The sequence below is a fragment of the Rufibacter ruber genome (assembly GCF_001647275.1).
GTDB classification, from domain to species: Bacteria; Bacteroidota; Bacteroidia; order Cytophagales; family Hymenobacteraceae; genus Nibribacter; species Nibribacter ruber_C.
Genome location: NZ_LRMM01000004.1, coordinates 83,166 through 107,542, shown reverse-complemented (window position 1 = coordinate 107,542; position 24,377 = coordinate 83,166). Strand labels below are relative to the sequence as shown.

Annotated in this window: 23 protein-coding genes and 1 tRNA gene; 10 read left to right on the top strand and 14 right to left on the bottom strand. The window is 52.0% G+C overall.

Going from position 1 to position 24,377, the window contains the following annotated elements; all coding sequences use genetic code 11:
• Window positions 1-64: 64 nt before the first annotated feature.
• Window positions 65-1,180, top strand: a complete 1,116-nt coding sequence (locus A8O25_RS02915; protein WP_066830599.1) for a mechanosensitive ion channel family protein — start codon at window positions 65-67, stop codon at window positions 1,178-1,180.
• A gap of 269 nt (window positions 1,181-1,449) precedes the next feature.
• Here the strand turns inward: A8O25_RS02915 and A8O25_RS02910 are convergent, their stop codons facing one another.
• A complete protein-coding gene (locus A8O25_RS02910; protein ID WP_066830596.1) occupies window positions 1,450-2,274 on the bottom strand; it encodes a TerB family tellurite resistance protein in 825 nt (274 codons plus the stop codon).
• Between the two features lie 664 nt (window positions 2,275-2,938).
• Between A8O25_RS02910 and A8O25_RS02905 the strand changes: the two genes are divergently transcribed.
• Window positions 2,939-3,544, top strand: coding sequence for a phytanoyl-CoA dioxygenase family protein (locus tag A8O25_RS02905; protein ID WP_241498916.1), 606 nt, complete (start codon window positions 2,939-2,941; stop codon window positions 3,542-3,544).
• A gap of 236 nt (window positions 3,545-3,780) precedes the next feature.
• The gene (locus A8O25_RS02900; RefSeq protein WP_066830593.1) at window positions 3,781-4,767 is read left to right on the top strand and encodes a helix-turn-helix transcriptional regulator; all 987 of its coding nucleotides are present in this window, start codon (window positions 3,781-3,783) and stop codon (window positions 4,765-4,767) included.
• Between the two features lie 62 nt (window positions 4,768-4,829).
• On the opposite strand, the gene A8O25_RS23375 is transcribed toward A8O25_RS02900, so the two are convergent.
• From A8O25_RS23375 to A8O25_RS02880, 4 genes are all read right to left on the bottom strand, one after another.
• Window positions 4,830-5,051 carry a hypothetical protein gene (locus A8O25_RS23375; RefSeq protein ID WP_066830590.1) on the bottom strand — a complete coding sequence of 74 codons (222 nt, stop codon included), beginning with the start codon at window positions 5,049-5,051 and terminating at the stop codon, window positions 4,830-4,832.
• A gap of 17 nt (window positions 5,052-5,068) precedes the next feature.
• Window positions 5,069-5,566, bottom strand: a complete 498-nt coding sequence (locus A8O25_RS02890; protein WP_066830587.1) for a DinB family protein — start codon at window positions 5,564-5,566, stop codon at window positions 5,069-5,071.
• Window positions 5,567-5,949: 383 nt separating this feature from the next.
• A complete protein-coding gene (locus A8O25_RS02885; RefSeq protein ID WP_066830585.1) occupies window positions 5,950-8,478 on the bottom strand; it encodes an AsmA family protein in 2,529 nt (842 codons plus the stop codon).
• 405 nt (window positions 8,479-8,883) lie between these two features.
• On the bottom strand, window positions 8,884-9,366 hold the full coding sequence (locus A8O25_RS02880; RefSeq protein ID WP_082893403.1) for a DUF5362 family protein: 483 nt from the start codon (window positions 9,364-9,366) through the stop codon (window positions 8,884-8,886).
• A gap of 168 nt (window positions 9,367-9,534) precedes the next feature.
• On the opposite strand from A8O25_RS02880, the gene A8O25_RS02875 reads away from it, so the two are divergent.
• From A8O25_RS02875 to A8O25_RS02865, 4 genes are all read left to right on the top strand, one after another.
• A tRNA-Val gene (locus A8O25_RS02875) sits at window positions 9,535-9,609 on the top strand.
• Between the two features lie 135 nt (window positions 9,610-9,744).
• Window positions 9,745-9,954 (top strand): hypothetical protein, encoded by a 210-nt coding sequence (locus A8O25_RS22835; RefSeq protein ID WP_153042563.1) that lies wholly within the window; start codon window positions 9,745-9,747, stop codon window positions 9,952-9,954.
• A 62-nt stretch (window positions 9,955-10,016) separates the two neighbouring features.
• Complete coding sequence (locus tag A8O25_RS02870) at window positions 10,017-11,180, top strand: hypothetical protein (protein WP_066830583.1); 1,164 nt, start codon at window positions 10,017-10,019, stop codon at window positions 11,178-11,180.
• Window positions 11,181-12,181: 1,001 nt separating this feature from the next.
• Complete coding sequence (locus A8O25_RS02865) at window positions 12,182-13,948, top strand: ABC transporter ATP-binding protein (protein ID WP_066830581.1); 1,767 nt, start codon at window positions 12,182-12,184, stop codon at window positions 13,946-13,948.
• Between the two features lie 60 nt (window positions 13,949-14,008).
• Here A8O25_RS02865 and A8O25_RS22830 read toward each other — a convergent pair whose 3' ends face one another.
• Window positions 14,009-14,422, bottom strand: a complete 414-nt coding sequence (locus A8O25_RS22830) for a hypothetical protein (RefSeq protein WP_153042562.1) — start codon at window positions 14,420-14,422, stop codon at window positions 14,009-14,011.
• Between the two features lie 551 nt (window positions 14,423-14,973).
• On the opposite strand from A8O25_RS22830, the gene A8O25_RS02855 reads away from it, so the two are divergent.
• Entirely contained in the window at window positions 14,974-15,495 is a 522-nt protein-coding gene (locus tag A8O25_RS02855) for a GyrI-like domain-containing protein (RefSeq protein ID WP_153042561.1), read from the top strand.
• 65 nt (window positions 15,496-15,560) lie between these two features.
• Here A8O25_RS02855 and A8O25_RS02850 read toward each other — a convergent pair whose 3' ends face one another.
• From A8O25_RS02850 to A8O25_RS02830, 5 genes are all read right to left on the bottom strand, one after another.
• The gene (locus A8O25_RS02850; RefSeq protein ID WP_082893402.1) at window positions 15,561-16,598 is read right to left on the bottom strand and encodes an alkaline phosphatase D family protein; all 1,038 of its coding nucleotides are present in this window, start codon (window positions 16,596-16,598) and stop codon (window positions 15,561-15,563) included.
• Window positions 16,599-16,826: 228 nt separating this feature from the next.
• Window positions 16,827-17,927 (bottom strand): alkaline phosphatase D family protein, encoded by a 1,101-nt coding sequence (locus A8O25_RS02845; protein ID WP_066830572.1) that lies wholly within the window; start codon window positions 17,925-17,927, stop codon window positions 16,827-16,829.
• 105 nt (window positions 17,928-18,032) lie between these two features.
• Window positions 18,033-18,662 carry a hypothetical protein gene (locus tag A8O25_RS02840; RefSeq protein ID WP_066830569.1) on the bottom strand — a complete coding sequence of 210 codons (630 nt, stop codon included), beginning with the start codon at window positions 18,660-18,662 and terminating at the stop codon, window positions 18,033-18,035.
• Window positions 18,663-18,721: 59 nt separating this feature from the next.
• Window positions 18,722-19,369 (bottom strand): hypothetical protein, encoded by a 648-nt coding sequence (locus A8O25_RS02835; RefSeq protein ID WP_153042560.1) that lies wholly within the window; start codon window positions 19,367-19,369, stop codon window positions 18,722-18,724.
• A gap of 358 nt (window positions 19,370-19,727) precedes the next feature.
• Entirely contained in the window at window positions 19,728-19,919 is a 192-nt protein-coding gene (locus A8O25_RS02830; protein ID WP_241498915.1) for a hypothetical protein, read from the bottom strand.
• A 347-nt stretch (window positions 19,920-20,266) separates the two neighbouring features.
• On the opposite strand from A8O25_RS02830, the gene A8O25_RS02825 reads away from it, so the two are divergent.
• Window positions 20,267-20,785 (top strand): hypothetical protein, encoded by a 519-nt coding sequence (locus A8O25_RS02825; protein ID WP_066830565.1) that lies wholly within the window; start codon window positions 20,267-20,269, stop codon window positions 20,783-20,785.
• A 114-nt stretch (window positions 20,786-20,899) separates the two neighbouring features.
• Here A8O25_RS02825 and A8O25_RS23170 read toward each other — a convergent pair whose 3' ends face one another.
• Window positions 20,900-21,070 (bottom strand): hypothetical protein, encoded by a 171-nt coding sequence (locus tag A8O25_RS23170; protein WP_161947685.1) that lies wholly within the window; start codon window positions 21,068-21,070, stop codon window positions 20,900-20,902.
• A gap of 631 nt (window positions 21,071-21,701) precedes the next feature.
• Window positions 21,702-22,055, bottom strand: coding sequence for a hypothetical protein (locus A8O25_RS02820; protein WP_066830563.1), 354 nt, complete (start codon window positions 22,053-22,055; stop codon window positions 21,702-21,704).
• A 464-nt stretch (window positions 22,056-22,519) separates the two neighbouring features.
• On the opposite strand from A8O25_RS02820, the gene A8O25_RS02815 reads away from it, so the two are divergent.
• Entirely contained in the window at window positions 22,520-22,948 is a 429-nt protein-coding gene (locus A8O25_RS02815; protein WP_066830561.1) for a response regulator, read from the top strand.
• A 73-nt stretch (window positions 22,949-23,021) separates the two neighbouring features.
• Here A8O25_RS02815 and A8O25_RS02810 read toward each other — a convergent pair whose 3' ends face one another.
• Complete coding sequence (locus A8O25_RS02810; protein WP_066830558.1) at window positions 23,022-24,374, bottom strand: sensor histidine kinase; 1,353 nt, start codon at window positions 24,372-24,374, stop codon at window positions 23,022-23,024.
• Between the last annotated feature and the right edge of the window lie 3 nt (window positions 24,375-24,377).

The following is a 24,377-nucleotide window of genomic DNA, read 5'->3' as shown; positions in this document are numbered from 1 at the left end:
TTCCCAATTTTACCTGATGACCCTTGCCCCCCCGCCATTGGTTGCAAGCGGAATAAAAATACATATGCAGGACCAACTTACTGATATTCTAAGGCTTGTGTTTTTAGGGAACACGGTGCAGCAGTACCTCATTTTTGCCGGTATCATGCTCTGCGGCTTCCTGTTCAAGGAGCTGCTGTCACGGCTGCTCACCACTATTCTTTTTCAGGCACTGGCCAAACGCTTCTCCTCTGAGGTCACCAAAGAAGAATTCAAGCGCCTGTTGGTCACGCCGCTGGAGGTACTCGCCTTTCTGGTGTTTCTCTACATGGCCTTTGACAGCCTGAATTATCCGCCGGAGCTGGGCTTGCCCGCCAAGAACGAGTTAGGCCTGAAACGTATTCTGCAGCGCATTTACGGCATCTTCCTGGTCAGCTCCCTCACCTGGGTGGTCATGCGTCTGGTAGATTTCTTCGGGCTTATCTTCTCAAAGCGGGCGGCCAGAACCATGTCAAAGCTAGACGACCAGCTGGTGCCGTTCTTTGTTGATTTCAGCAAGGTGATTGTGGTGCTGTTCGGTTTTTTCGTGATTTTGGGCACTGTCTTCAAAGTGAATGTGGCGGGTCTGGTGGCCGGTCTGGGGGTGGGCGGTTTGGCCATCGCGTTTGCGGCCAAAGAAAGTCTGGAGAACCTGCTGGCGTCTTTCACTATTTTCCTGGACCACCCTTTTGTGGTGGGTGACCTGGTGCAGGTGGGTGAGATCATTGGCACTGTAGAGAAGATCGGTTTCCGGAGCACGCGCATCCGCACCATGGAGAAGAGCTACGTAACTTTGCCCAACAAGAGCATGATTGACAAACCGCTGGACAACCTCACGCTGCGCACGTTCAGGCGGGTAAAGTTTGACATCACGCTCACCTACAACACCACCTCAGAGCAGATCAAGGCCATAGTGGCAGACATTCAGCACCTCATTGATGAGTACCCGCGCACCAACCAGGACGGCCGCGTGCGGTTCTTTAACCTGGGGCCGCACTCCAAAGACATTATGGTGCTCTACTTTATCAACACCATTGACTGGGACGAATACATTGACGTGAAGGAGGAAATCAACTACAAAATTGTAGAGGTGGTAGAGCGCCATCGCGCCGAATTCGCCTTCCCAACGCAAACGGTGTACGTGAAGCAGGAAGAGGCGTAAGCTATTGCCCTCTCAGAGTGGGGAATGGGAAGGCGTTTCCGGGCTCTTTTTCTGAAAACAAGCCTAAACCGCAAGAAAGACCGCACGCCTTGTCTCAAACGGCGCAGGCTGTTAGTTTGTCACCAAACCGCGAGGGCAGGAAAACTGAGCTTAGTTTTTTTTCAGGAATGCGTGGGAGACAAGGCGGCGCCGGGTCTCTACGTCAAGAACGCTCCTGGTTTCCTGTTTTCGGGCTGTTTTCTGAAAACAGCGAAAACAGGAATTCATCTTTACCAACCGCTGCCTCTGCGGCCGCCGCCTAAGATACCGCCCAGCAGACCACCTAGTCCGCCGCCGCCCATGCTGCCGTACCGGCTTCGGCCGCCCAGGCCGCCTAAGATGGAAGCCATAGAGCCCAGCCCGCCCATGCGGCCACCGCCGTATAGGCCGCCGCGCATCATGCCCCCGCCTAGCAAACCACCCAGCAGTCCGCCTAAGCCGCCGCCCATCATTCCTCCTCCCATCATGCCGCCGCCGTAGCCACGCCCGTACCCGCCGCGGCGGTTCATCATGCCGGCAATGACCATGGGCGCCAAAATGCCCAGCATACCGGTGACCATGCCCGGTGAGATGCCGGAGTTCTTGAACATGTCACCCATGCCGCTTTTGCTCAGGAATGACTGGCTGGTGGGGTCTTCGCCCTGCTGCTGGGCCTGGTTGGCTTTGTCCACAAACTGGTCTAAGATGCTGAACTGTTTCTGGTCAATACCCAGGTACTGTCCAATTTCAGAGATGTGCCGCTGCTCCTCCTGTGAATACTCGCCGTCTGACTTCGCGAAGCTGATGATGTCTGTCACAAACGAAAACCGCAGGGGACTGCCTTTGAGCACGTCCAGACACTTCTGGAGACTTATCTGCGAGGGATTCTTGGCAATGGACTCTATTTCCTGCTGCAGGTTATCGGGCAGTTCGGCGGCTTCGCCCAAGAGGCGCAGGAACGCCAGTTCGTCTTCGGTTACCTGTCCGTCTGCCGAGGCGATGGTGGCCAAGGCTCCCAGATAGGCCCCTTTTTCCTGGTCAGAGTAGTCTTTGAGTAAAACGGTTTCTTCAGCCATGGTGGTTCTAGTTGGTGTAGAGCCTTTTGAACGCAGCCGCCAAAAAGGGGTTTGCGTTTTGGGCCTGTTTTCCGGAAAACGGCCCGAAAACGCCGACCGCCAGTTTCTCTTTCCTTCCTATCAACATCACTTCATAGGCAAACGCCTTTAAAAACTGCCTTCTGCTTTTAAGACAGAAGAATGAAGCACTTTGTCAGCGCTTGCCGGGTGATTTTGCTGTAAAACTTTTTGTTCTCTTCTACTAAATGGCATAGGCTTTTAATCAGATAGACTGGAGTTGTAGATTCAAGGAAATATTCTTTACTTGGCCTTATGAGAATGGCCCCAACATTATAAATCTCTCTCTTTTCGCTTCTTTCTGAAGTGACGGCACTTGTGCTTTCAGCATGAGTGCTTAGGCTTTTGTTGCCTATCCCCTTGAAATTTATTGTATCACCTGCCCTACCCCGCTACCTGCTATCGGGCGAAGGCTCCTTTACGTTATTCTCATGTCTGATTTTTTAAATCCAAACCAAATCCAGGAGTTCATTCATACCGGGTTCTTACGCCTTGACCACGCTTTTTCCAGGGAGACTGCGCCGCCGCAGTAGACATTTTATGGAAAGACCTTCCGGTAGACCGCGCAGACCCCAGCACTTGGTCAGAACCGGTGGTGTGGCTGGGCATGTACACCCAACCGCCTTTTGTGGAGTCAGTAAACACCCTAAAACTGCACCATGCCTTCAATCAATTGGTGGGCGAAGGCAGATGGTTGCCCTGCCGAAGCGTGGGGGCATTCCCGGTGCGTTTTCCGGCAGAGAAGCTGCCCATAGATACGGGCAAGCACGTAGACGCCAGCTTTCCGGGGGAAGACCCGGCGAATTACTTTGAATGGCGAGTCAACCTAGCCTCTAAAGGCCGCGCCTTGCTGCTGCTGGTTTTATATTCTGATGTAACCGAGGCAGACGCCCCTACCGTGCTCTACAAAGGCTCACATCTTGACGTGGCAAACCTGCTCTCAACAGAGGGCGAACAGGGACTTTCCTTTATGGAGCTCGCCAAACAGGTAGATTTCCTTCCGGAAAGAGAACAGGCGTTTGCAGTTGGCCAAGCGGGAACGGTCTATCTGTGTCACCCTTTCTTAGTGCACGCGGCGCAAGCGCACAGGGGCAAAAACCCTAAATTCATGGCGCAACCACCGTTATTCCTTCAAAAAGCGTTCTCGCTTGATGATTCAGCTGAAGGTCACGCGCCTGTAGAGGCTGCCATTCGTCTGGCGCTGGGCAAATAAACCGCCCCGGCTTACTAAAAGAAAGGCGGCTATCTTTTAGTAAGCCGCCTTTCTCTTTCTCTAGTAATCCATAATTTCAGAACTGATAGTCTAAATGATTAGTCTCCTGTTTTCAGGCTGTTTTCGGAAAACAGCCTGAAAACAGGAAATCCCTAATAATTTTAGCAATCCTTGTTTCGTCTGTAAGACGATGCCCTGATTTTTGGTAGATTTAAGAGCGAATTCTTCAACCCTCTATGGACGACAGCGAACCCCTTAACCGTTTTGACCGCATTGTGGCCATGCTGCACCATTTGCAGTCTGGCCGTACGGTAAAGGCCCAGGAACTGGCCGACCGTTTCCAGGTGAGTTTGCGCACCGTGTACCGTGATATCCGGTCACTGGAGGCATCAGGCGTGCCCGTAACCGGCGAAGCGGGCGTGGGTTACTCATTGCTGGACGGTTACCGGCTGCCGCCCGTCATGTTCACCCAGGAAGAGGCCAGCAGTTTTGTGGCCGCTGAAAAACTGATGCAGAAGTTCAGTGACAAAGGCCTGGGGGCGCATTTTGAGAGTGCCATGTACAAGGTAAAGTCGGTGCTTCGGGGTAGTACCAAGGAGCGGGTGGCGGCGCTGGAAGCCCAGATTTGGGTAGATACATCGGCGCAGCTTTTCAACCAGCACACGCCCCACGCCCTGGACGTGCTCTTAGACAGCATGGCCGAAAAAAAACAGGTGGCGTTGCAGTACCAGGCGTTCAGTTCTGAGGAAGCGACCGAGCGCCTGATTGAGCCCATAGGTCTGTTCCACGAGAACAATTTCTGGTACATCATGGGCTATTGCCATTTGCGCGCAGATTACCGCCAGTTCCGGACAGACCGCATGCTGCAGATAAAACTAACGGACCGCCCCTTCACCAGAGAGCACGGTCCGTTGTCTGATTACCGTAAGCCCAAAGCCCCAACTGAGAAGGTGAAAGTGGTCTTGCGGGTAGAAAAGTCATTTGCCCGGTACATTCAGAACAGCCGCACCTATTACGGTTTCACCGCTGAAAAACCAGACGGTTACTACGTAGAGATGACCTTTATGACCGAACCCCACTGCGAAGGGTTTGCCCGGTGGTACGTCATGTTTGGAGACTGCGCCCAGATTCTGGAGCCCGAAAGCCTGAAGGAACAAGTGAGCGGCATTCTTGCCCGCGTACAGGCATCATTGCAGCTAAAACCGGAGGCTGTCTATTCTTAGTCTTCCAGTTCAGTACACATAAAACTATGGCAGATAGTTTATCGTAAGCGCTTCTTACCTCCTTAGTCTTCCAGTTCAGTACACATAAAACCCGCCTGCCGGAGCCGGTCAATAATCACAGAAGGCGTTATAGCCTGCGCTTCTACCCGCAGAATGTGATCACAATCCTGCAGGTCGAAGTTCCAGCGGTCCGTCGCGTCCAGCAACTGGTTCAGCAGGGGCGTTACCTGTTTCACACTGCGGCGGGTACGTACTGAGGTCTTAAAAACCAAAACGGTTCTCATGTGTTGCTGCCTCCCAATTACCTTTGCCAGAAGAAAGGCGGCTCAATGCTCAAAGCCCGCAAATACACGTAGCCCTGGCCGCGGTGGTGAATCTCGTTGTCAATGTAGTACAGCACGGTTGACTGCACAGTGCCCTCATACTGCCCAAACGCCATAATCTTCTCCTGAAACCGCTCATCTGGAATTTGGGCCCAATACTGGTCAATGGTGGCGGTGGCTTCATCCCAGAGGGCTAGTATCTTTTCTTTGGTGTCGGCCTGCTCCAGGTCTTCGTTCAGTTGCTGCACGGTTCCCTCAGCTATTTCCTTTACACCGGGCGCAGCAAGGGCCAGCAGCTCATGCAGTATTTTGCCAAACGGCCGCATGCCGCCAATGGAGAACTCAAACAGCTCTTTCTCTGGGAACGCCTCTATCAGTCTTCGGGTGAGGCCGCGGTGCCCTTGCCAATGGGCTAGCAGGTCTTTAGAAGAGATTACCGAAGTGGTGGTGGGGGTGTTGGAAGTCATGGTTTCCATAGGTCAACGGGTTAATGGGTTAGTGATGGAACAAAACTACCCGCCCCCGGTGACAGCTGTTTGTCAGTAGGTTTCAGAATTTTTTTGGAACGATGAAAAATTGAGCGTTGGCAGGGAGTTGTTCGGCGTGCGCCGATGGTTTTCTAGCAGATCCCTGTTTCTGGGCTGTTTTCTGGAAAGTAGGCCGGAAACAGAAACCCGGACCTGGGTTTGGGCAATTGGAATATTTAATATCGCAGACAGAGAAAGCTTTTCTAGTTCGCCCACAAGATTCTTTCAGAATGACGAAAAGGAGTGACCCAATCCCCAGCCATAACCATTACCCAAATCTTGCTCCCGTTTTGGGCCTGTTTTCCTAAAAACAGCCCGGAAACGCAAATTCCCTAAAACTCAAAATATTCCTGGGCGGGCTTTACGGTCTTCTCTTCCTTCTTCTTCCCTTTCAGGGCATCTTTCAGTTCCTGCTTTTCACGCTCCAGGTCAGAGGTGATCTTGTCTTTCACCTTTTCCTGGTCATAGGCTACTTTGAAATTACCCTCCTTGCCTTTGATGGTGAGAAACAAGTTGGGGTTGGGCGTGGAGCCGCCCGCCACCACGCCGTAGCGCTCGTCTTTGTCCCGTTTCGGCTGGGCCGAAGCCAGCGGGATGCGCAGGTGGTAGTCCATCTGCTGGTCAAAGGTGTGGGTGCCCGAGACGGTGATATTGGAGAAGCGGCTGGTGCTGGACTTGATTTCCATCTCCGGAATGTAAATGGTGCGCCCTTGAATCCAGAAGTTGTTCTTGAGCTCTGAGAACCTGAGGTTGGCCAGTTCATGGCGCTCAATGAACGTGCTCATCTTCTGCAGCGGCTCAAAGTACAGGAGCTGTCCGTTCTTGATAGAGGTCTTGATCTCGGCCTGCATGAGATCTGTGCGGGGCGAGAGCGTATGGTCAAAGAACAGCTCTGAGTCAATGTGCGCAGTCAGTTCCCCCTGCAGGTGGCGCTGGGTAATGAAATTCTGCCCAAAGTTTTCAAACACGTACATCAGGCTGTCTACCTTGATCTCATCTATACGGGCGACCGAGTTCACCCTGATCAGCGGCTTGCGGGCATCCAGGCTTCCGCTCACCTTGAAGCGGCCGCCCACCGCCTGCAGGGCAATGTTGGGGGTGGTGATCACCTGGTTCTGCAGCCGCACCTGCCCGTGCAGCTGCGTGGCCTTGAACCGCCTGAACGTAAGCCGGGCTACGGAGGCGTTTAGATCCAGCTCCAGATGGGCGGGCAGGTTGAACGCATAGGCAGAGGCGGCTTTCCCTTTTCTGGCAGCAGATTTCCCGGTACTTTCCAGGTCTTGCCTACCTGCCGGGGCAACGGTTAGCAGTTGATCCAGGTTCAGGAAGGCAGACGCCAAGTCTGCCTCTATGCGCAGCCGTTGCCCCTTCAGGAACAGCCACGGCAGCACGTTCTTGAAATACCCGTTCACCAGAAAGTCAGAATCCCCCACCTTGCCTTTGAAATCGGTCACGGCCACGTCATTCTTCCGGAAGAGAAAAGCCCCGTTCATGCCGGAGACGGGCATGGGGTGCTGCCTGAACAGCAGGCTCACCGCTTTCAGGCTCACTTCGCCGCTGGTCTTGATGCTGGCGTGGCTGGGGTTGGCTTTGAACTGTTTTAGGTTGCCGGCAAACGAGAGCTGCACCTGCGCCTGCCCGCTGCCTTTCCTGATGTCTTCTACGGGAAACACGCCCAGCACGTGGGCCACGTCTACATCTGCCCTCAGCTGGGCCTTCAGGTCTGGATTGGCGAAGTTGTGGTACAGGAATTCCCCAGAGAAGGGCCTGCCGCGCAGGCTTCCGGTTATTCTGCGCAGTTCCAGCATAGAGGTCTGGCTGTTGCGCTTTTCCCCGTTGGTGAACCGCCCCTCCAGGTTCACCTTCTCAATCTTCTCCTTGTAGTCTGGGTGATAAAAAGAGGCCCCCTTGGCCCCAAAGCTGATGTCAACATACGGGTTCTTCTTAGCAGAGACTTCGCCCTTGACCTCGCCCTGGAAATAGACATCACCTTTGCTGCGGTACTGCGCCAGTTGTTTGGTGAAGCGGGGCGGCAACAGCGCCAGCAATGATTGTATGTCTGTATTTTTGCCCTGAATAAAGAGGTCCAGGTTGATTTTAGCGGGGAACAGCACCTCGCCGCCCACCTGGTACACCGCCTTCTCAACCCGCAGCTCAGACGGGGAAATGGTGATGGTCTTTTCTATTGTATGGATGACCAACTGGCTGCCCAGGGAGATTTCTTTTTGCCTCAGGAACTCGCTTTCCCCCACCTGCAGGGTATGCACCAGCGCCCTGCCCTCTGCTTTGATGGTCACTACCGGCTCCTCAATACTCAGCGCCGCCGACAGCGCGTGCGCCTGCAGCTCATACCGCTGGTCTCCGGGCGCATCATGATAGCTGATGCGCACTTTCCGGAGCACAATCTTCTCCAGGTCAAAACTCAGATTCCCGGCATGGGTGGTATCAGCGTCCTGGTAAAAGCGGTAGTTCACCTCCCCGTTGGGCAGCACCTTCACCCGCACCTCGCCTTCTTCCAGGTAGAGCTCCTTGATGTGGTAGGTGCCGCGCCAGAGGTCCCACAGGTTGAACGTGCTGTAGATGTTGGCAAGTTTGGCCAACGGGGCCGTGCTGCCCGCCACCGCCTCAGTGATCTCCACATTCTTGAGGTTGATGGCCACCGCCGGAAACTTCTCCCACAGCGTCACCTCTATCTTCTCCACCTGCACCTTGGTCTTAATGTGCTTGTTGGCCTCTGCCACAAACAGCTGAATAATCTTATCCTGGTACAGGTAAATAGCGCCCGCCGCCACTGCCAACAGCAAAACCACCCCGCCTACGGCGAAGAGCAGGTACCGCGCTATCTTTTTCTTAATTCCCACAGGATTTCTAACTACCAAACCTTAAAGATACAGAGGCAAGGGAAAGCCACCAAAGCTGCCCCAGCGCGGTGTACTGATTAGGGGCAAAAAAGATTAGTAGCCGTCTCATAAATGCACTGGCTTTGCTTGGCGCGTTCTACTTGACCAGTAATGGCTTCTGTTTTCGGGCTGTTTTCAAAAAAGTAGCCCGAAAACAGAAAGCCAGCTGGCCATACGCCATGCAGGAGACCGCTTTTAGCCAATATGGTGGCAGCCCGCCGCTAGGTTAGCGCCCCCGGCCCCGTCTGTTGCCCGGACGACATACAGCCAGGCGCTACCTGTGAATTTACGGTTTCTGTTTTGGGGCTGTTTTGGCCAAAACGGCCCCAAAACAGAAACCGCTTTCTCCGGTAGTTCTGTCTCCGGTTAGTTCATACTTGCCATACTGGCGGCGAACACCCCAAACACCAGCGCCAGGGCATAGAAGCCCAGGATCACAATGGTCAGCACCCCCATGAACTTGAAAAGAGACTTCAGGTTTCTGAACGACTCCAGCACTACGTCTGGGCTTTGCACCCGCAGCCCTACCTGCATCTTGTCTGAGAACCGGTACAGGTACAGCACCGGGAAGAAATAGAGCACGGCAAACAGCAGGTAAAGCACCGTCATGAAAGTGGCCAGGGCCCCGCCCATCATCTCGCCCCCAGGCATGGCGGCCCCCATGGCTCCCCCCATGGCACTGCCCATGATGGTGCCAAAGAAAACCCCGAAGAGAACGATAAGCCCTATCATCACAAACCCCACAATGGCTAAGAACTTGCCCCACTTGGCAGCAATGCGTAAGTAGCCCATCATTACCGGGTCCAGGGTGATACCTGCAGATTCTTCTTCGTACAGAAAATTGTCCATAAAATTTTTAATTTGTTAAGTTATTGACGCTAAATATATAAAAGCTTTTCAAGAGCCTTTATTAAATATTTTTTAACTTTTTTTTCAGCTGGTATTTGGAAGATTCAGTTTCACCCCCCATATTTGCATCATCAAACGGGGACAACAGGTCTTCAGAAGATAAAAAAAGGGATGTTAGCTCAGCTGGTTCAGAGCATCTGCCTTACAAGCAGAGGGTCGCTGGTTCGAATCCAGCACGTCCCACTCCTTAAAAGCCTCACCTTCCGGTGAGGCTTTTTTTGTTTTAGCCTCTTCCGCCCGCGGCTCAACCTATCTCTTAAGTCTTCGTTCTTACCTTAGACCTGTTCATGAAGCAGAATTACCTGAAAGGAGGCCGCCATGAGAAGACGCTATCAAATACTGTTAGAAGCAGGCTGGAAGCTAAGCTTTGTCCCCATGTATTTTCTGGGGTTTGACATTTCCTGGCTCGTGATGAAGGAGATGTACACCAGCCCCTATGATCAGCAGCCCTACACCTTCAGCAATGCCATGCGGCAGGAATCACAGCGGCACCCGGCCGTGGTTGCCTCTTTAGGGAATACCCTTTAGCGGCAGCGGCACACCTGGTGCCGTTCATTTGCGTATCTTTACCGGCCAAGCTGTTTTAGGATATGCCATTACTTGAAGTCACCACCCCCGCCCTGATCAGAGAATTTCTAGAGCTGCCCACCCGCCTGTACGTGAACCACCCCCACTGGATCAGGCCCCTGGACCAGGACATTGAGCAAGTGTTTGACCCCCGGCGCAACCCCAACTTCCAGAACGGGAAGATCATTAGGTGGGTCTTACAGAATGCGCACGGCCAGACCATTGGCCGCGTGGCGGCTTTTGTCAATGACAAGACCAAGGCGGCTTCTGAGTACCTTACCGGCGGCATGGGCTTCTTTGAGTGCATCAATGACCAGGCAGCCGCCTTCCAGCTGTTTGACGCCTGTCAATCCTGGCTGGAAGCCCAGGGCATGGAAGCCATGGACGGCCCCATCAACTTTGGGGAGCGTGACCGCTGGTGGGGCTTGCTGGTAGACGGTTTCACGGAGCCCAACTATGGCATGTTCTACCACGCGCCTTATTATAAGGAGCTCTTTGAGGCGTATGGTTTTCAGGTGTACTTCAAGCAGTATACCTACAAAAGGAGTACCACCGCCCCGCTGCACCCTAAAATCATTGAACGCTCTGCCGTACTGGGCCAGGACCCCAACTACCGGGTTGCCCACGCATCTAAGAAGAACCTGGAGAAACTGGCACAGGATTTTCTGGAGGTCTACAACAAAGCGTGGGGCGGGCACTCCGGGGTCAATTTTCTAACCCTGGAGAAAGTGCGCAAGCTCATGAAAACCATGAAGCCGGTAATGGATGAGAGGCTCCTGTTCTTCACCTACTACAAGGAGCAGCCCATTGCGTTCTTTATCCTGCTCCCAGAACTGAACCAGATTTTCAAGCACCTGAACGGCCGGTTTGACTGGTGGGGAAAGCTCAAGTTTCTCTATTACAAATGGCGCAACAGTTTCCGGAAGGATAAAAGGCTCTTTGGGCTGATCTTTGGCGTAGTGCCCGAGTTCCAGGGCAAAGGGGTAGATGCGTTCATGATGAACCACTCCCACCAAACCATTATGGACTATGCCCCAGAACTGGAGATGAACTGGGTGGGGGATTTCAACCCTAAAATGATGATGGTGACGCGCATGCTGGGTGCCGTGATCTACAAAACGCACATTACCTACCGGAAGATCTTTGACCCCTCCAAACCGTTTACCCGCTATCCTATCATTAAATAGCTTTTTCCTGTTTTAAGGCTGTTTTTCTGAAAGTAGCCCTAAAACAGGTTGGCCTGGCTAGGAAGCAGATGCAGGCCCTGCTGTTGCCTCAGTAGCCGGTGCTTGCTGGGCGCTTAGCCTGCTGTTCTCTTGGCTGGGCTGCTGGATGAGGTGCCTCATGGTCATGCTGCTGCAGGGGTCATGCGTAGTCTGCTGTTCCCTTGGCGTTGCCGCTTGATGCGGTGCCTCACACACTGAGTTGTTTCATCTTTACCGGTAAGCGCTCACGGCCGCGGGCCCCGTCCTGGCGGTTCGCACTGCTGTTAAAACTAGGCCCTCCGGCCTTGCCGCTGAAGCGGCACCGTATTAACAGAGGCGCTCACCCCCAGGACTGGTTTCGGTTCCTTTCCTGTCACTGTGGTGCAGTTATTTCTGCCTTAGTAGGTAACTACTGCTGTTCCGCTAGCCTGAGTCGAGCCCGTGCTGCGCACATCAGTCAGGGCAGAAGTGTTGATTAACCCAGGTGCCACTAGCAGAAGTGTTGATTATTCATTGCTGCTTGTTTACTTATTGCTGCTTGCCTGCCGCTTTGCTTTCTCTGGTTCAAGTTTCCAACTTGGACCTATAATGGCGGAAGCTTTCAGCTTCCATGGGGCGGCAGCCTCACATTACTTCTGCTTCTTCTGCCCTCTATGGCGCGGAAGTTACTTCCGTGCCTTCTAACTCCAGCTGATACTCCCCCTTTGAAGGGGCGAAGGGGGATGTTTGCACAAGTAGATCCACGCATGCCAAATCATACAAGCGCCCCTCTAAAGCGCTCCGGGAGTGGTGCAGACCGGTACACAAAAGGGAATCAATAAATGCGTGGGTAAATGCGTACTTTTGCAGGGAGAGCCACGTCTGTTTTGGCGCCGTTTTTCAAAAACAGGCCTAAAACGCATGGCCAAGAACTGGTGCCGTACCCGTGCAGATCTATTCTACGTTAGCAGGGGGGGACTGTGCCTTAGACAACAGGAAACAACATGAGTGAAATAGGCGGCAACAAAACCGGAAGTGCCTTTGACTGGGAAGTGCTCAGGAAGATTTTCCGGTTTGTGAAACCATACCAGAAGATTTTCTACCTGGTTACCTTTTTAACGGTGGCCTCGGCGGTGCTGGCTACTATCAGGCCTTTCCTGATTCAGGAGATGGTAGACCAGGAGATCCTGCAGTATGACTGGCAGGGCGTGAACCGCATGTTTATGTGGCTCATTGTGCTGCTGGTGCTGCACACCGCGGTTTCCTATTTCCACACGTATTTTGCGGGGTGGCTTGGGCAGTACGTGGTGCGTGACATTAGGGTGAAGCTGTATGAGCATATTCTCAAGCTTCGGCTCAAATTCTATGACCGTACGCCCATTGGCACACTGGTGACCCGTAACGTGAGCGACGTGGAAACCTTGTCTGATGTGTTCTCAGAAGGATTGGCCGCCATGATTGGCGACGTGCTGCAACTGGTGTTTATCCTGATCTACATGTTCTGGATAGACTGGAAACTCACCCTGGTGAGCTTGTCTATGTTCCCGCTGCTCATCATTAGCACCTATATCTTCAAGGAGAAGGTGAAGGCCTCGTTCCAGGAGGTGCGCGGGGCGGTGGCCAAGTTGAACGCGTTTGTGCAGGAGCACATCACGGGCATGATGGTAGTGCAGATCTTCAACAATGAGGATCGGGAGATGAAGAAGTTTGAGGCCATCAACAAGGAACACACCCGCGCCAACATCAAATCTGTGCTGTATTACTCCATCTACTTCCCCGTGGCTGAGGTTATTGGCGCCGCCGGTACCGGCTTGTTGGTGTGGTATGGCGCCAAGGGTGTGATTCAGGACACGGTCACGTTGGGGTCGCTCATTGCCTTCATCATGTACATTGCCATGTTCTTCAGGCCCATCAGGCAGATTGCTGACCGGTTTAATACCCTGCAGCTGGGGGTGGTGAGCTCTGAGCGCATCATGAAACTGCTGGAAAGCCAGGAGATGATCTCAGACAGCGGCACGTATGCGCCAGAGACCATTAAAGGAGGGGTGACGTTTGAAAACGTCTGGTTTGCCTATAATGAGGAGGACTGGGTGCTGCGCGGCATCTCGTTTGAGGTAAAGGCAGGGCAGACGGTGGCGCTGGTAGGGGCTACCGGCGCGGGCAAAACCTCCATCATCAACCTTTTGAGCCGGTTCTATGAAATCAACAAAGGCACCATCAAGGTAGATGACCATGACATCAAAGAGTATGACCTGGACGTGCTGCGCCAGCACATTGGGGTAGTGCTGCAAGACGTGTTCCTGTTCTCTGGCACCATTGCTGACAACATTAGCCTGGGCAACAAAGAAATTACAGAAGAGCAGATGTGGCATGCCGCCCGGCTGGTGGGCGCAGACAAGTTTATTGAGCGTTTGCCCGGTGGGTTGCAGTACAATGTGATGGAGCGCGGCGCTACGCTCTCTGTGGGGCAGCGGCAGCTGATTTCGTTTGTGCGCGCCATGGTCTATGACCCCAAGATCATCATTCTGGATGAGGCCACCTCCAGCGTAGACTCAGAGACCGAAGAATTGATCCAATACGCCATCTCTCAGCTCATGCAGGGCCGCACGTCTATTGTGATTGCCCACCGCCTCTCTACCATTCAGAAAGCAGACAACATTATTGTGCTGGACCGGGGAGAGATCAAGGAGGCGGGCCGTCATGAAGAGCTGCTGCAGACCGGCGGCTATTATGCCCAGCTGCACGAAATGCAGTACAAGAACTTTGTGTAGTTTCTGTTTTCGCTGTTTTCTGAAAAACAGCCCGAAAACAGAAAGTAGTGCCGCTGATTTTTATTCAGTGGCTTCCTTTGCCCGGCCCAGATAAAAAGAAAGGCCTAGCTTGATACTTGACAGGTTCAGGTTCGCCGTAAAATTTTTCTGGTCCAGTGACTTGTTATGGTTATAGGCTATCTCCCCGGTGCTTACCTCAATACCTAGCAGCGGAGTTGGAAAGAAGACTAGCCCCGGCGAAAGGAAGACCCGGTAGTTGTCCATATCCTGGGAGTTGGAAGAGTAGCCTACCGCCGGCAAACCATCACTCCCCAGTATAAGATTTCCGTTTGCGTCTCTGTAATAATCTGTCCCGGTGAACACATAGGCAGGGCGGCCAGATAATCCATCAGTGATGATGCCTTGATACGAATACTCGGTGTCTACCTTGCTTTTGGTTCTGCCAAACACCCCTCCCGCCTGTGCAAAAAGCATGAGCTTAGAGGTGAGGGGGAGATAATACCGTGTAAAAGCGCCAACCTCCCAAGTAGTACTGGTTACTTCAAGACCAGGGTATATATAAGATGTAAACCCGGTTCCTGATACAGTAGAAGCCTCCCTCTCAGTGACGGTCCTTGCATAGCCTCCTATAAGGCCAACGGCCCATCTGTCTGTAAGCAGGTAGCCTACCATTGGGCGTAAGCCAAACATTGAGGTAGTCTCTCTGTTGATCTTGCTAGAAGATTGGTGATCATAGTTAACAGAGCCCCCTACCAACACCGCACTTTTCAGGCCCTGGGCCTGTGCATTTGTAAGAAAGAGGGAAGCGAGACTAAAAAGGAGCAGGTATGCTTTTTTCATTGGGTGGGTTTATATAAGTATTCGATATTGGTTTATAAAAGAGAAAGCAGCTGAGGCAAACCTAGTGTTGATTTCCAGTGGTCAAGTTATAGAAAAACCTCAATTTTTAATAGAGCCTGCAGACTTTAACCTTTATCAAGGCAAAACTTGTATGACCTATTGTGCGCTACCCCTACCTTTGCACCATGACAAAGAAATTTTTGATATACATGGTGGTGGTGATAGCCGTTGCGGTTGGCGTGTACGCGTATGTGGGCGGTTTCTCAGCAGTGGCCGTGACGCAGACCCAGACAAGCCAGCTTTTTATTGCCGGAAAATATTTTGAGGGGCGCACAGATGCCAAGGAGCTGGGGGAGCTGTACCAGCAGGTGGGGCAGATAGTGGAGAAAAAGCAGTTGGCGGGTGATCTGGCAGGTATTTACTACAACAACCCCAGCAAGGAAACCAAAACCATTAAAGCCTTTGTGGGGGTGGCCGTCACTGATACGGCGGTGGCCTTACCCGCCGGGTTTGCGGTGCGCGTAGTACCGGCGGGGGTACCGGTGCTGCAGGGGGAGCTGGAGGCCAGCCTCATGGTAGCTACCAAGAAAATCTACACCGCCCTGTTTGATTACGCTGAGGAGCACCAGCTAACGCTGGAAGAGTTCTACGTAGAGCGGTACCCAAATGGCAAACCAGCCGTGATCCAGGCCCGGCTGAAGAAGTAGCATTCAGCTTGTAAGGGGGTTCTGTTTTGGGGCTGTTTTCTGAAAAACAGCCCCAAAACAGAACTTTAGAAGGTAAGCGCCTGGCTGAGGTAGGTGGTATTTCTGTCACCCTGCACTTTGAGCACCACCTCCCGTTTCTCCCAGTCAATCTGGACCAGCCCAAAGTTACGTTTGGCCACCATGTTGCCTACGCGGTACTTGTTGGTCTCTATGTCATAGTCGCGGCCCAGGGAGTGGGTGAGGCCGCTGCTGGTCACTTCATAAAAAGCTTTCTCTGCGTTCTTTGTCTCAAACCTGGAGATTTCAGCAAAGTGGCGCTCCCCAGACAGCAGCACTACGCCCCCCTGGGTACGGGAGACCAGTTTGAGCAGGCGCTCACGGCTCTTAGGGTAGTTGGCCCATTTTTCAGCGTCATGTTCTTCTGGTATGATCTGGGTGCCGCTGCCAATGAGGGTGAGTTCGGCGTCTCCGCTTTTCAGTTCCTTCTCCAGCCATTTCCATTGTGCTTCGCCTAAAATATCCCCTTTGGGGTTGGGGCGGCAGACATTTTTATCAGTGAAAAGGGAGTCTCGGTGGTAGCGGGTGTCCAGCAGGATAATCTTCACCCGCTGCCCTTTGGGGCCATACGTGTGGGCGCTGTACACGCCTTCCTGCCCTCTGAGCGGACTGTCTTCGGCCACGCCCATAAAGTCCCAGAACAGCTTTTGGCTCTGGGTTTTGTGCTCAAACTCTTTTCCGCCCTGCGGAATTCCATAATCATGGTGGTCCCAGGTGCCAATAACCGGGACGGCTCCCCTCAAAGCGCTATAGCCCGGGTCTCTCAGCTGCTGCTGGTAACGCTCAGACAGGGTGTTGATATTGGTTTCCTCATTGTCTACGTTGCCACCCAGCCAGACCCAGAGTTGCGGCTTGTTTTCTAAAATATCTGCCCATAGCGGCTGCGGCATGTCTTCGCGGTTGCAGGACCCGAAGGCAATAGTAGTGACTACGGCAGCGGGGGCGGCCTTTTTCTTTTTGGCACCCTCTGTGTCTGTGCCGGCATACAGGAAGGTGAACGAGAAAAGCCAGAGAAGCAGGGGAAGGGCAGAGGGAACAATTCGCATAGCTCAGTAAAAGTTAAGGGATTCCTTTTACGAAAGGTAAACATTTTAAGTTTTAATTGTACTAGCTAAAGCCAAAGCAGATGCAAAAGTATTTAACTAATAAAAATTTTACTTAAACCCAGCCAGCTTTTACACTATACTTTTTGGGTTATACAGGCCAGTTTTGCCTTGTTTTAGCAAAAACAGGCCATAAACGGAAAGCCTTAACAGGGAATAGTTACAAGGCGCCTATTTTCTTGTTCTGCTAGTAGCTGCTTTTTTAGGGAGGGTTGCTTTAGGGAGGGCGTACTCTACTTTCACCAGCTGGTGCAGCTCGTTCCCGCGACCTCTGATCTCAAAATCTACCACGGCCGGCTGGGTGCCCCAGTGTATGCGCAGCACTCCAAAGTTGAGCTTATCATGCATTTCGCCCACCCGGTTTCTGTTGGGTTCATGCACCAGCCCTCCCTTCCAGTAATGGGTGAGGCCGCTGGTGGTGAAATCATATATGGGATAGGGAACACCCGGCCATGAAAGTTTGGAGAGTTCTGCAAAATGCCGGTCTCCAGACAGAAGAATCACGTTGGCTGCTTTGGTCTTGGCTATCAGGTTAAAAAGGCGGTTGCGGGCAGCGGGGAAATTGCCCCAGCGCTCATACCCGTGGTCATTGGGTATCACCTGCAGGCCGCTGCCAATGAGGTGAAACTGGGCGTTACTGTTCTTCAGCTCTTTCTCCAGCCAGCGCCACTGCGCAGCGCCCAGCATATCCCCTTTCGGGCTGAGGTGATAGTCAGGCTCTGCGCCCGCTAGGGAGTCGCGGTGGTAGCGCACGTCCAGCAGGATAATTTTTACCTGCCGCCCCTGGGGGCCATAGGTGTGGGAGCTGTAGACGCCTTTTTGCTTGCGGCGGGGGCTGCTGGCTGGCTCACCCATGAAATCCCAGAAAAGTTGGGCGCTCTGTGCCCGGGGGGCATATTCTTTTCCGGCGTTGTTGCGGCCGTAGTCATGGTCATCCCAGGTGCCAATGACCGGCACGCGCTGCAGGAGTTGGCGGTAGTCGGGTTGCTGGAGCTGCTTCTGGTATTTTGCTTGCAGAACCTGCATGTCATCTGTGTCGCCGTAGATGTTGTCTCCCAGCCAGACCCAGAGCTGCGGCTGGTTTTTCAGGATCTCCTGCCACAGCGGCTGGTCCCTCTCCTGTGAGTTGCAGGAGCCCAGGGCAATCACTGAAAGAGGTGATTGGGCATTGGCAGGCGGCAGCGGTGCCGCACTTCTGTCAGGGTGGGAGAAGGTGCAGGAGAAGGAAATAAACGTGAGGAGAGACCAGTACCAGTTTCTTGGGGCGCGCATGTAGGCTGGTACGGCATTTACCCAGGTATGGGTGCAAAAATGAACCTACAAAAAGTAAACCCGTAGCTCGGCTACGGGCTCAGGGAATGTTAGCGCTGCGGGAGGCTATTCCTTTGCAGCACGGCCCAGATAGAAGGTAATACCCAGGGTGAGGTTGTTCAGCCCCAAGTTGAAATCCAGGTTATTCTCTGTTTGGGAAAAGCCGATATCTGTCTGCTCATACTCAAGGCTCTGGTACGTAAGCCCTCCCAGCACCAGCTCCAGCCCTATCTTTGTGGTTGGGAAGAAAACAAAGCCAGGGGCTACCCCAAAAGCCGCCCCTGAAACAGAGACTTCGTTGTCTTCACTGCCCTGAGAACCGGTGACATAGGCACCCGTGGCCTGCCCAAAGAAGGCGGCACGTGTTCCTAACAGCTTATAATACCGCAGGAACGGGCCAATGGCCAGCATTTCACTGTTCAACACCGTAGAGCCGTAGCCCGGAATGCTTTGCCTGGTATCTCCATTGCTGTAAGACAAGGCGCCCCCAAAGGCAATGCTGTTGCTGATAAAGAAGCCTATACTGGGACTGATAGAAAAAGAAGACAGCTCAGTGTCATCTGAGAAGCTGTTTCCGGGCTTAATGGTTTGGGTGGAGTATTTAAGGGAGCCAGAAAGCAGGGCGCCGCTCAAATTCTGGGACCTACCGGTGAAGGCTGCTGCCCACAGCACCAGGGCAAGAACTGTTTTTTTCATTAGATGCAAAATGGAGTGGAAAACACAAGAGGAAAGTGTTGACAGGGCAGAAGACCTGGTTAGTTTGCGGCCTCAGCTGTTTTTTTGTTCAAATAAAAAGAAACGCCCACCTGCGTGCTGGCTAGCCCCAGGTCCAGGTCAAAGGTGCTGCTCTTGGCTTTGTTGCCCTGACTCCCCTGGGAAAGGAACTGATAAGACAGCCCTCCCATGCTTACTTCTATGCCCACCTTAGGGCTTATAAGAAAAGTAAAGCCCGGTGAGAAATTAACCAATGCGCCCCTAAGATCTATTTCTATGTAATTGCTGCCTCCCACCTCTACTTCCTGCTTCCCGTTCATGTACATGGCGGAGCTATGCAGGAATATGGCCGCCTGCTCATCTAGCAGGAAGTATTTTCTAAGCACAGGGCCAACTCCCAGCAGTTTGATGTTCCCTACCATATCCCCCACTGCAGGATCGTCAGCCGGGTTCAGGTTGTCTGAGTAGCTGTAGCTTGCCGTTAGCCCTATGGCCAGGTTATTTCTCTGGAAGAACGCTATGCTGGGGTTAATGGTAAAGGAGTTCGCCTCCAATACGTTGGTATTGTTCTGCTTGAGCTTCTTTGATGCAAAGTTGAGGGAGCCTGTTACCAGCGTGCCGCTAAAATCCTGGCTTTTGGCAGTAAAGCTTGCTGCTATAATTGCCAATACTAAAAGTAGTCTCTTCATGAAGAGTAGTTCCTCTGGTGTATAAGCTGAATGAAATTTTTTATAGATAGTCAAAGGTAGTAAGAATGAGAGGTAAATTCCTGTAAGGGCAACTCTGTTTTTTTACCTGTTCAGATACGCTTTCAGCCACTAATAGCACGGCTGGCTTAAACCGCCAGCTCTACCCTGTTTTGGAGCTGTTTTCAGAAAAGTAGCCTGAAAACGGAAAAATGCCCTGCCCGGCAGTTGCTATGCAAATGCTGGTCTGCAAGCTGCATCTACTGAAAAGAAATCCCCGCCTGGCCTGGGCGGGGATTTTCGTTGCGTTTGGCTTGCGCCGGTTATATAGAAAGCCCCGGTATGGGGTACAGGTTCAGCGCTATCTGGTGTTCATAATACGAAACGCCTCTGCCCTTGAAATTTCCCTTTCAGCTAAAAGGTGGTCATTGGCACCCACAATCAGGAGCAGGAAGTTCTTCTTGAGGTCATGGTAATAGATCAGCATAGTCAGATCTTCATACCCCCGCATGAAGATTCTTCGTGCTTTGGTCCTTAGATTATATAATTCCAATTTTATACGTTTCAACTTTTCCATCATGACGTTACGGACATCATCTTTCCTGTGTGGTTTCTAAGGGTTTATACTCAGAAACCTTTATTTGGGTTTTAGTAAGAAAATAGGAATATAATTGTATAATTAAGCTGTATTCTATATTAGTTTTTCTTAAAAAGCCTTGTTACTGTGCTGCAAAGGGCAAAAGAGGCAGCTTTGGCTCAGAAATTCAATTTGTCTATTCTTAAGAAGCAAACCTTGGTTAAAAGCGGAGGGCCTAAACTTTAGAAGGGTATTCTTATCTAAATTCTCTGTTTATCGTATAAGAGTGTGGTTTTGAGACAAAATATGCTAATTGAATAAACATGGAAAAGGTGTACTTATTAGGGAAGAGAGCAGTGTTGGCCATTGCTGTACTATTGGTGATGGGGCAAACCGTATCTGCGCAACGTCTGCAGCTAAACGAACTTCTTGCCTTGCAATCACAACCGGTTGAGAAAATAAGAACCACCCTGGAGAGCCGGGGCTGGATTTATGACGGCCAGTGTGGCGGCAGCGAAGAGGTGCAGCGGCATTGCTTTAAGATTGGCGACGGGAAAAGCACCAGTCTGGCAGCAGTGCTGTACGTAGAAGGAAACGCTCCCAGTGACCAGGTGATTGAATACTCCGTCTTCAGGCAGAACCTGATCTCTCAGGTACAGAACAACATCAGGAATGCGGCCGCGAAGCTCTTGCGGCAGGAACCGGTTTCAAAAGATGTGAAACTGCGCATCTACCAGAAAGACAAACATATTCTAGTGCTGAGAGGAGGGCTGGACAAGCAGTACTACAGTGTGAAAGTTCAGCAGAGACCCGCCTATGAGCGGATGCAGGCTGCCCGCTAAAAGCAGCGCTCCGTCCGTACCCAGGACAGGGTAAAGTCTTCTATAAACCTATCAGAAAAGGCCGGTTCCGCAGGGAAAACCTCCCTGCGGCACCGGCCTTTTCTGATTCATCCTTTAATTCTCTGAGAAGGTATAACCGCAAAAGTTATAGATCTCAGCCAGCGGTGCTACTGGTGGCTTTGTTTGTTGCAACACCAGCGGCGGGTTGTCACTGGAGACAAACATCCATCGGTTTCTGTTGCTGTAACGCAATTCTTCCGGTAATTTTAGCTTGCGTTGTTTCATAAAGTACCTTCCTCCGTTTTAGTTAGACTGAAACTCCATAGCGCTACCCCTACGTAGGCACCAACATTTTCTAAAATACTTGTGATTTAGTGATGAATGTGAGCTTTCCTTCTTCCTGCACTCATTCCGCAAATAAACAAATGTATAGGTAAGCAGGCATTAAATTCAGATCTGCCGGTAATTAACGGCGGCAGAGAAGGGCTTTCGCCAGATAAAGGCCATCTAGCAGTGCTGCGCCTGACTCACCAGACAGTGAAGGCCGGGTAGAGAGAACAGAGAATCGCAAAGCCTCTCCCTCTTACTTGTTTTCAGGCGTTTTAGTTGCCTGCTCAAGCCCAACGTACATGACCAGCCCCGCGTGGGAACAGCTGAACGTTTCTTTTCACCCTGGAAAAAGCCAGACCACTGCTGACCGGTAAAAGTGCGTTTTTGGCCTGTTTTTGGAAAAACAACCTTAAACCAGGGGTTGCTTGCGAGCCGGACCAGGCAAGCTCACTGCACGCCACCCCTATCATTGCAGAATTGATTTGGGGCTGCGTATCACCTGTTCCAACTGCTGTTTGGTGGCCCAACTCGGCCGCCCCTAGCTCCCTTACCGGCGCCCCACCCAGAAAGTGGATAGACCATCAGCTTAGATATGTTTGGTAAGGTCCCTGATTCTGCTGCGCAGTTGGTCTAAGTGGGTCTGCTGCTGCTGCTGCTTTTCAATCTCCTCCAGTTCATGCAGCAGGTTTTGCATTTCTGAGAGATAAGCGGCCCGGTCTTTTTTCAAGGTCCCCTCTGGTGTTGCCTGCTGGCCTTCTGTCTTAAAGACATTGCCTTCGCCGTATATCACCCAGCGGGAGTTAAGGTCTGGCAGTTGCTTTAACAGGGCAAGAAGGTCATCCATGCAGTAGTCCTCCCCCTGCACCATGCAGCCTACCAGGGCGGGCTGGGTTTGGGTGAGTACACTCAGTTGGTATACGTCCAGCTCTTTAATTCTCATATAAAAATTAAGGCGGGCACTTATTTGCTGTAGGTTAACGGCCATAAAACAATAGTAATGGGTGCAAACAGAGTAGAGAAGTGACGGCATGGTATTTTTTCTGAGAAACCACCGGGGTCTGCTTGTCTACATTTCCCTCTCATACGCAAGACGCTTATTCTATGTTGATATAGACAACTCTGCGCCGCCGGGCGATAGCAGCAGCGCGGGCCTACCGCCCTGCCCCGGGCGTTCTGCTGCCGGGGCCAAGGGGGCGGTTTTGTGCCTCCGGTTGTCTTTTGGAAAGACGTTGCCGAAACCTTCGGGAGGGTTCTTCGGTTTAAGAGGCAGCCTGAGGGGGCAGCAATTCACCTTTGCTGCGTAAAAGCCTGAAGGAAGATTGAATTTTGTTTTGCTATATTTGTGAGTAATGTATTGGCTGTCAAAGGTGACTCTGAATGCACCTGTTGTAAACTTTTTTTGATATGAAGACCCAGTTTGAGCCGTTGGATTTGGTTATGTTGGTAGATGATGATGATACTACTAACTTCGTAAACAAGCGCTTGCTAATGAAGTTAGGAGTAGCGAAGGAGATTATTATCAAAAAGCATGGGGCAGAGGCACTGGAGTATCTGCAGGAGGCCAACCGGGAAGGGAGCGCCTATGTAAGCCCTAACCTGATTTTCCTGGATATCAAAATGCCGGTAATGGACGGGTTCAGCTTTTTAGATGAATACCACAAACTTAATCTGGGGCAAAAAAGAGGATTGATTATTTTAATGCTCACCTCTTCTGCCAGCTTCTATGATCTGGAGCGGTTAAAAACCTATGAACATGTGAAAAAGCATTTCTCAAAGGCTTTGACAGAGGCAGACGTGAAAGACATCATGAGCCAGTATTATCAACAACACTAGAGACGCAACAGGCACTTTCTATAAAAGCAGAAGAGGCGCTATGCATAGCGCCTCTTCTGCTTTTATAGAAAGTCTACTCAGGAAAGGTCTCTTCTGAAAGCGGCCAGGTAAAGTGCATGGCCGTGCCTCTGCCGGTAGACTCTATCCAGACCCGCTCCCCTTTCTCCTGCAGAATCTTACGAACCAGCGCCAGACCTATACCGGTACTGTCTGGGTGGTTCACGTCACTGGTGGTTTCAAACAACTCAAAAACCTTTTCATGGTCTTCTGGGGCAATACCGGGGCCGTCATCTGCTACTACAAACTCCCAGCAGGCGGGGTGGCGCTTGGCAGATATCCATACATTGCCACTGCCACCCGGCAGGTCATGGTACTTTAGGGCATTGCTCAGCAGGTTGCTGAAGATCTGCTGCAAAAAAATCTCCTCTGCCTCTATCTCTGGCAAGTCTTCTGCCACAAAAATCTGCAGCCCCTCAGGAATTGCCAGCGTAGTTAACACATTATACACCAACTCACTGGTTGAAACTATTTTCTTCTGAATCTGCTGCCGGCCGGTCAGGGAATAAGCCAGAACATCTCTGATCAGGTGGTCCATGCGCTTGACCTGCAGCTGAATCATGGGCATGACCGCCTGGGCCTCCTCTACACTGTTCTCCTCCAGAAAATCTGTGACGGCCTCGGCAAGCCCCCGTATGTTGTGGAGCGGTGCCTTCAGGTCATGCGTAACGGTTTGGGCAAACTCATCCAGGGTTTTGTTGACTTTCTCCAGCTCCTGGTTATGGTTTTCACGCTCCTGCAGCAGCGCGTTTATTTCCTGGTTAGAAGACTGCAACTCCTGGTTCAGGTGCTGGATCTCCTGGAGTTGGTATTCAGCCTCAATGGTGCGCACCCGCAGCTGCTCCATGAGTTCAATCAGCTGCATGTTCTGCCGCTTGATCTCTGCATAGGGAGAGACATCTGACTCATGGGTGAAATAATCTGCCCAGCCCTGAATGATGGCTTTGTTGATAGGCGGGTGATTGGCGGGTATTCTCTTCTGGAGCCGGATACGGGTGCCCTTCTCAAAGTCGCTTTCCAGCTGAAAGTGGTCTACCAGCTTACGGGAGTTGTAAATGCCCTGGCCCTTGCCACTGGCAGGAATATATTTCCGGTCCAGGATCTCCTGCACGTGCGGGATGCCGCGGCCGCGGTCTGTGATGTAGGCTTCTAACAGCAGCACATGGCGCACCTCTACCATACTGAACTTGATAGCCCCTTCGCCCACATGCTCCAGCACATTGCGGCAAATTTCAGAGACAGCGGTGGCAAACTTGGTTTGGGCAGCGGTAGGGAGACCGGTAAATTCAGAGAGCTGCATGGTGCGCTTATAGGCCAGCACCACGTCTAACTCATTCTGCAACTTAATGGTGGTAATGGGTAAATCCATTCT

What these genes read in the sequence shown, in the direction of transcription:
- A8O25_RS02915 (WP_066830599.1), top strand. Translation starts at nt 65, where the DNA reads ATGCAGGACCAACTTACTGATATTCTAAGGCTTGTGTTTTTAGGGAAC.
- A8O25_RS23375 (WP_066830590.1), bottom strand. Translation starts at nt 5,051, where the DNA reads ATGAGAACCGTTTTGGTTTTTAAGACCTCAGTACGTACCCGCCGCAGT.
- A8O25_RS02850 (WP_082893402.1), bottom strand. Translation starts at nt 16,598, where the DNA reads ATGCGAATTGTTCCCTCTGCCCTTCCCCTGCTTCTCTGGCTTTTCTCG.
- A8O25_RS02890 (WP_066830587.1), bottom strand. Translation starts at nt 5,566, where the DNA reads ATGGAAACCATGACTTCCAACACCCCCACCACCACTTCGGTAATCTCT.
- A8O25_RS23170 (WP_161947685.1), bottom strand. Translation starts at nt 21,070, where the DNA reads ATGAAACAACGCAAGCTAAAATTACCGGAAGAATTGCGTTACAGCAAC.
- A8O25_RS02870 (WP_066830583.1), top strand. Translation starts at nt 10,017, where the DNA reads ATGCCATTACTTGAAGTCACCACCCCCGCCCTGATCAGAGAATTTCTA.
- A8O25_RS22830 (WP_153042562.1), bottom strand. Translation starts at nt 14,422, where the DNA reads ATGCTTTTTGCACAGGCGGGAGGGGTGTTTGGCAGAACCAAAAGCAAG.
- A8O25_RS02910 (WP_066830596.1), bottom strand. Translation starts at nt 2,274, where the DNA reads ATGGCTGAAGAAACCGTTTTACTCAAAGACTACTCTGACCAGGAAAAA.
- A8O25_RS22835 (WP_153042563.1), top strand. Translation starts at nt 9,745, where the DNA reads ATGAGAAGACGCTATCAAATACTGTTAGAAGCAGGCTGGAAGCTAAGC.
- A8O25_RS02810 (WP_066830558.1), bottom strand. Translation starts at nt 24,374, where the DNA reads ATGGATTTACCCATTACCACCATTAAGTTGCAGAATGAGTTAGACGTG.
- A8O25_RS02880 (WP_082893403.1), bottom strand. Translation starts at nt 9,366, where the DNA reads ATGGACAATTTTCTGTACGAAGAAGAATCTGCAGGTATCACCCTGGAC.
- A8O25_RS02845 (WP_066830572.1), bottom strand. Translation starts at nt 17,927, where the DNA reads ATGCGCGCCCCAAGAAACTGGTACTGGTCTCTCCTCACGTTTATTTCC.
- A8O25_RS02825 (WP_066830565.1), top strand. Translation starts at nt 20,267, where the DNA reads ATGGAAAAGGTGTACTTATTAGGGAAGAGAGCAGTGTTGGCCATTGCT.
- A8O25_RS02905 (WP_241498916.1), top strand. Translation starts at nt 2,939, where the DNA reads ATGTACACCCAACCGCCTTTTGTGGAGTCAGTAAACACCCTAAAACTG.
- A8O25_RS02855 (WP_153042561.1), top strand. Translation starts at nt 14,974, where the DNA reads ATGACAAAGAAATTTTTGATATACATGGTGGTGGTGATAGCCGTTGCG.
- A8O25_RS02840 (WP_066830569.1), bottom strand. Translation starts at nt 18,662, where the DNA reads ATGAAAAAAACAGTTCTTGCCCTGGTGCTGTGGGCAGCAGCCTTCACC.
- A8O25_RS02865 (WP_066830581.1), top strand. Translation starts at nt 12,182, where the DNA reads ATGAGTGAAATAGGCGGCAACAAAACCGGAAGTGCCTTTGACTGGGAA.
- A8O25_RS02835 (WP_153042560.1), bottom strand. Translation starts at nt 19,369, where the DNA reads ATGAAGAGACTACTTTTAGTATTGGCAATTATAGCAGCAAGCTTTACT.
- A8O25_RS02900 (WP_066830593.1), top strand. Translation starts at nt 3,781, where the DNA reads ATGGACGACAGCGAACCCCTTAACCGTTTTGACCGCATTGTGGCCATG.
- A8O25_RS02815 (WP_066830561.1), top strand. Translation starts at nt 22,520, where the DNA reads ATGAAGACCCAGTTTGAGCCGTTGGATTTGGTTATGTTGGTAGATGAT.
- A8O25_RS02820 (WP_066830563.1), bottom strand. Translation starts at nt 22,055, where the DNA reads ATGAGAATTAAAGAGCTGGACGTATACCAACTGAGTGTACTCACCCAA.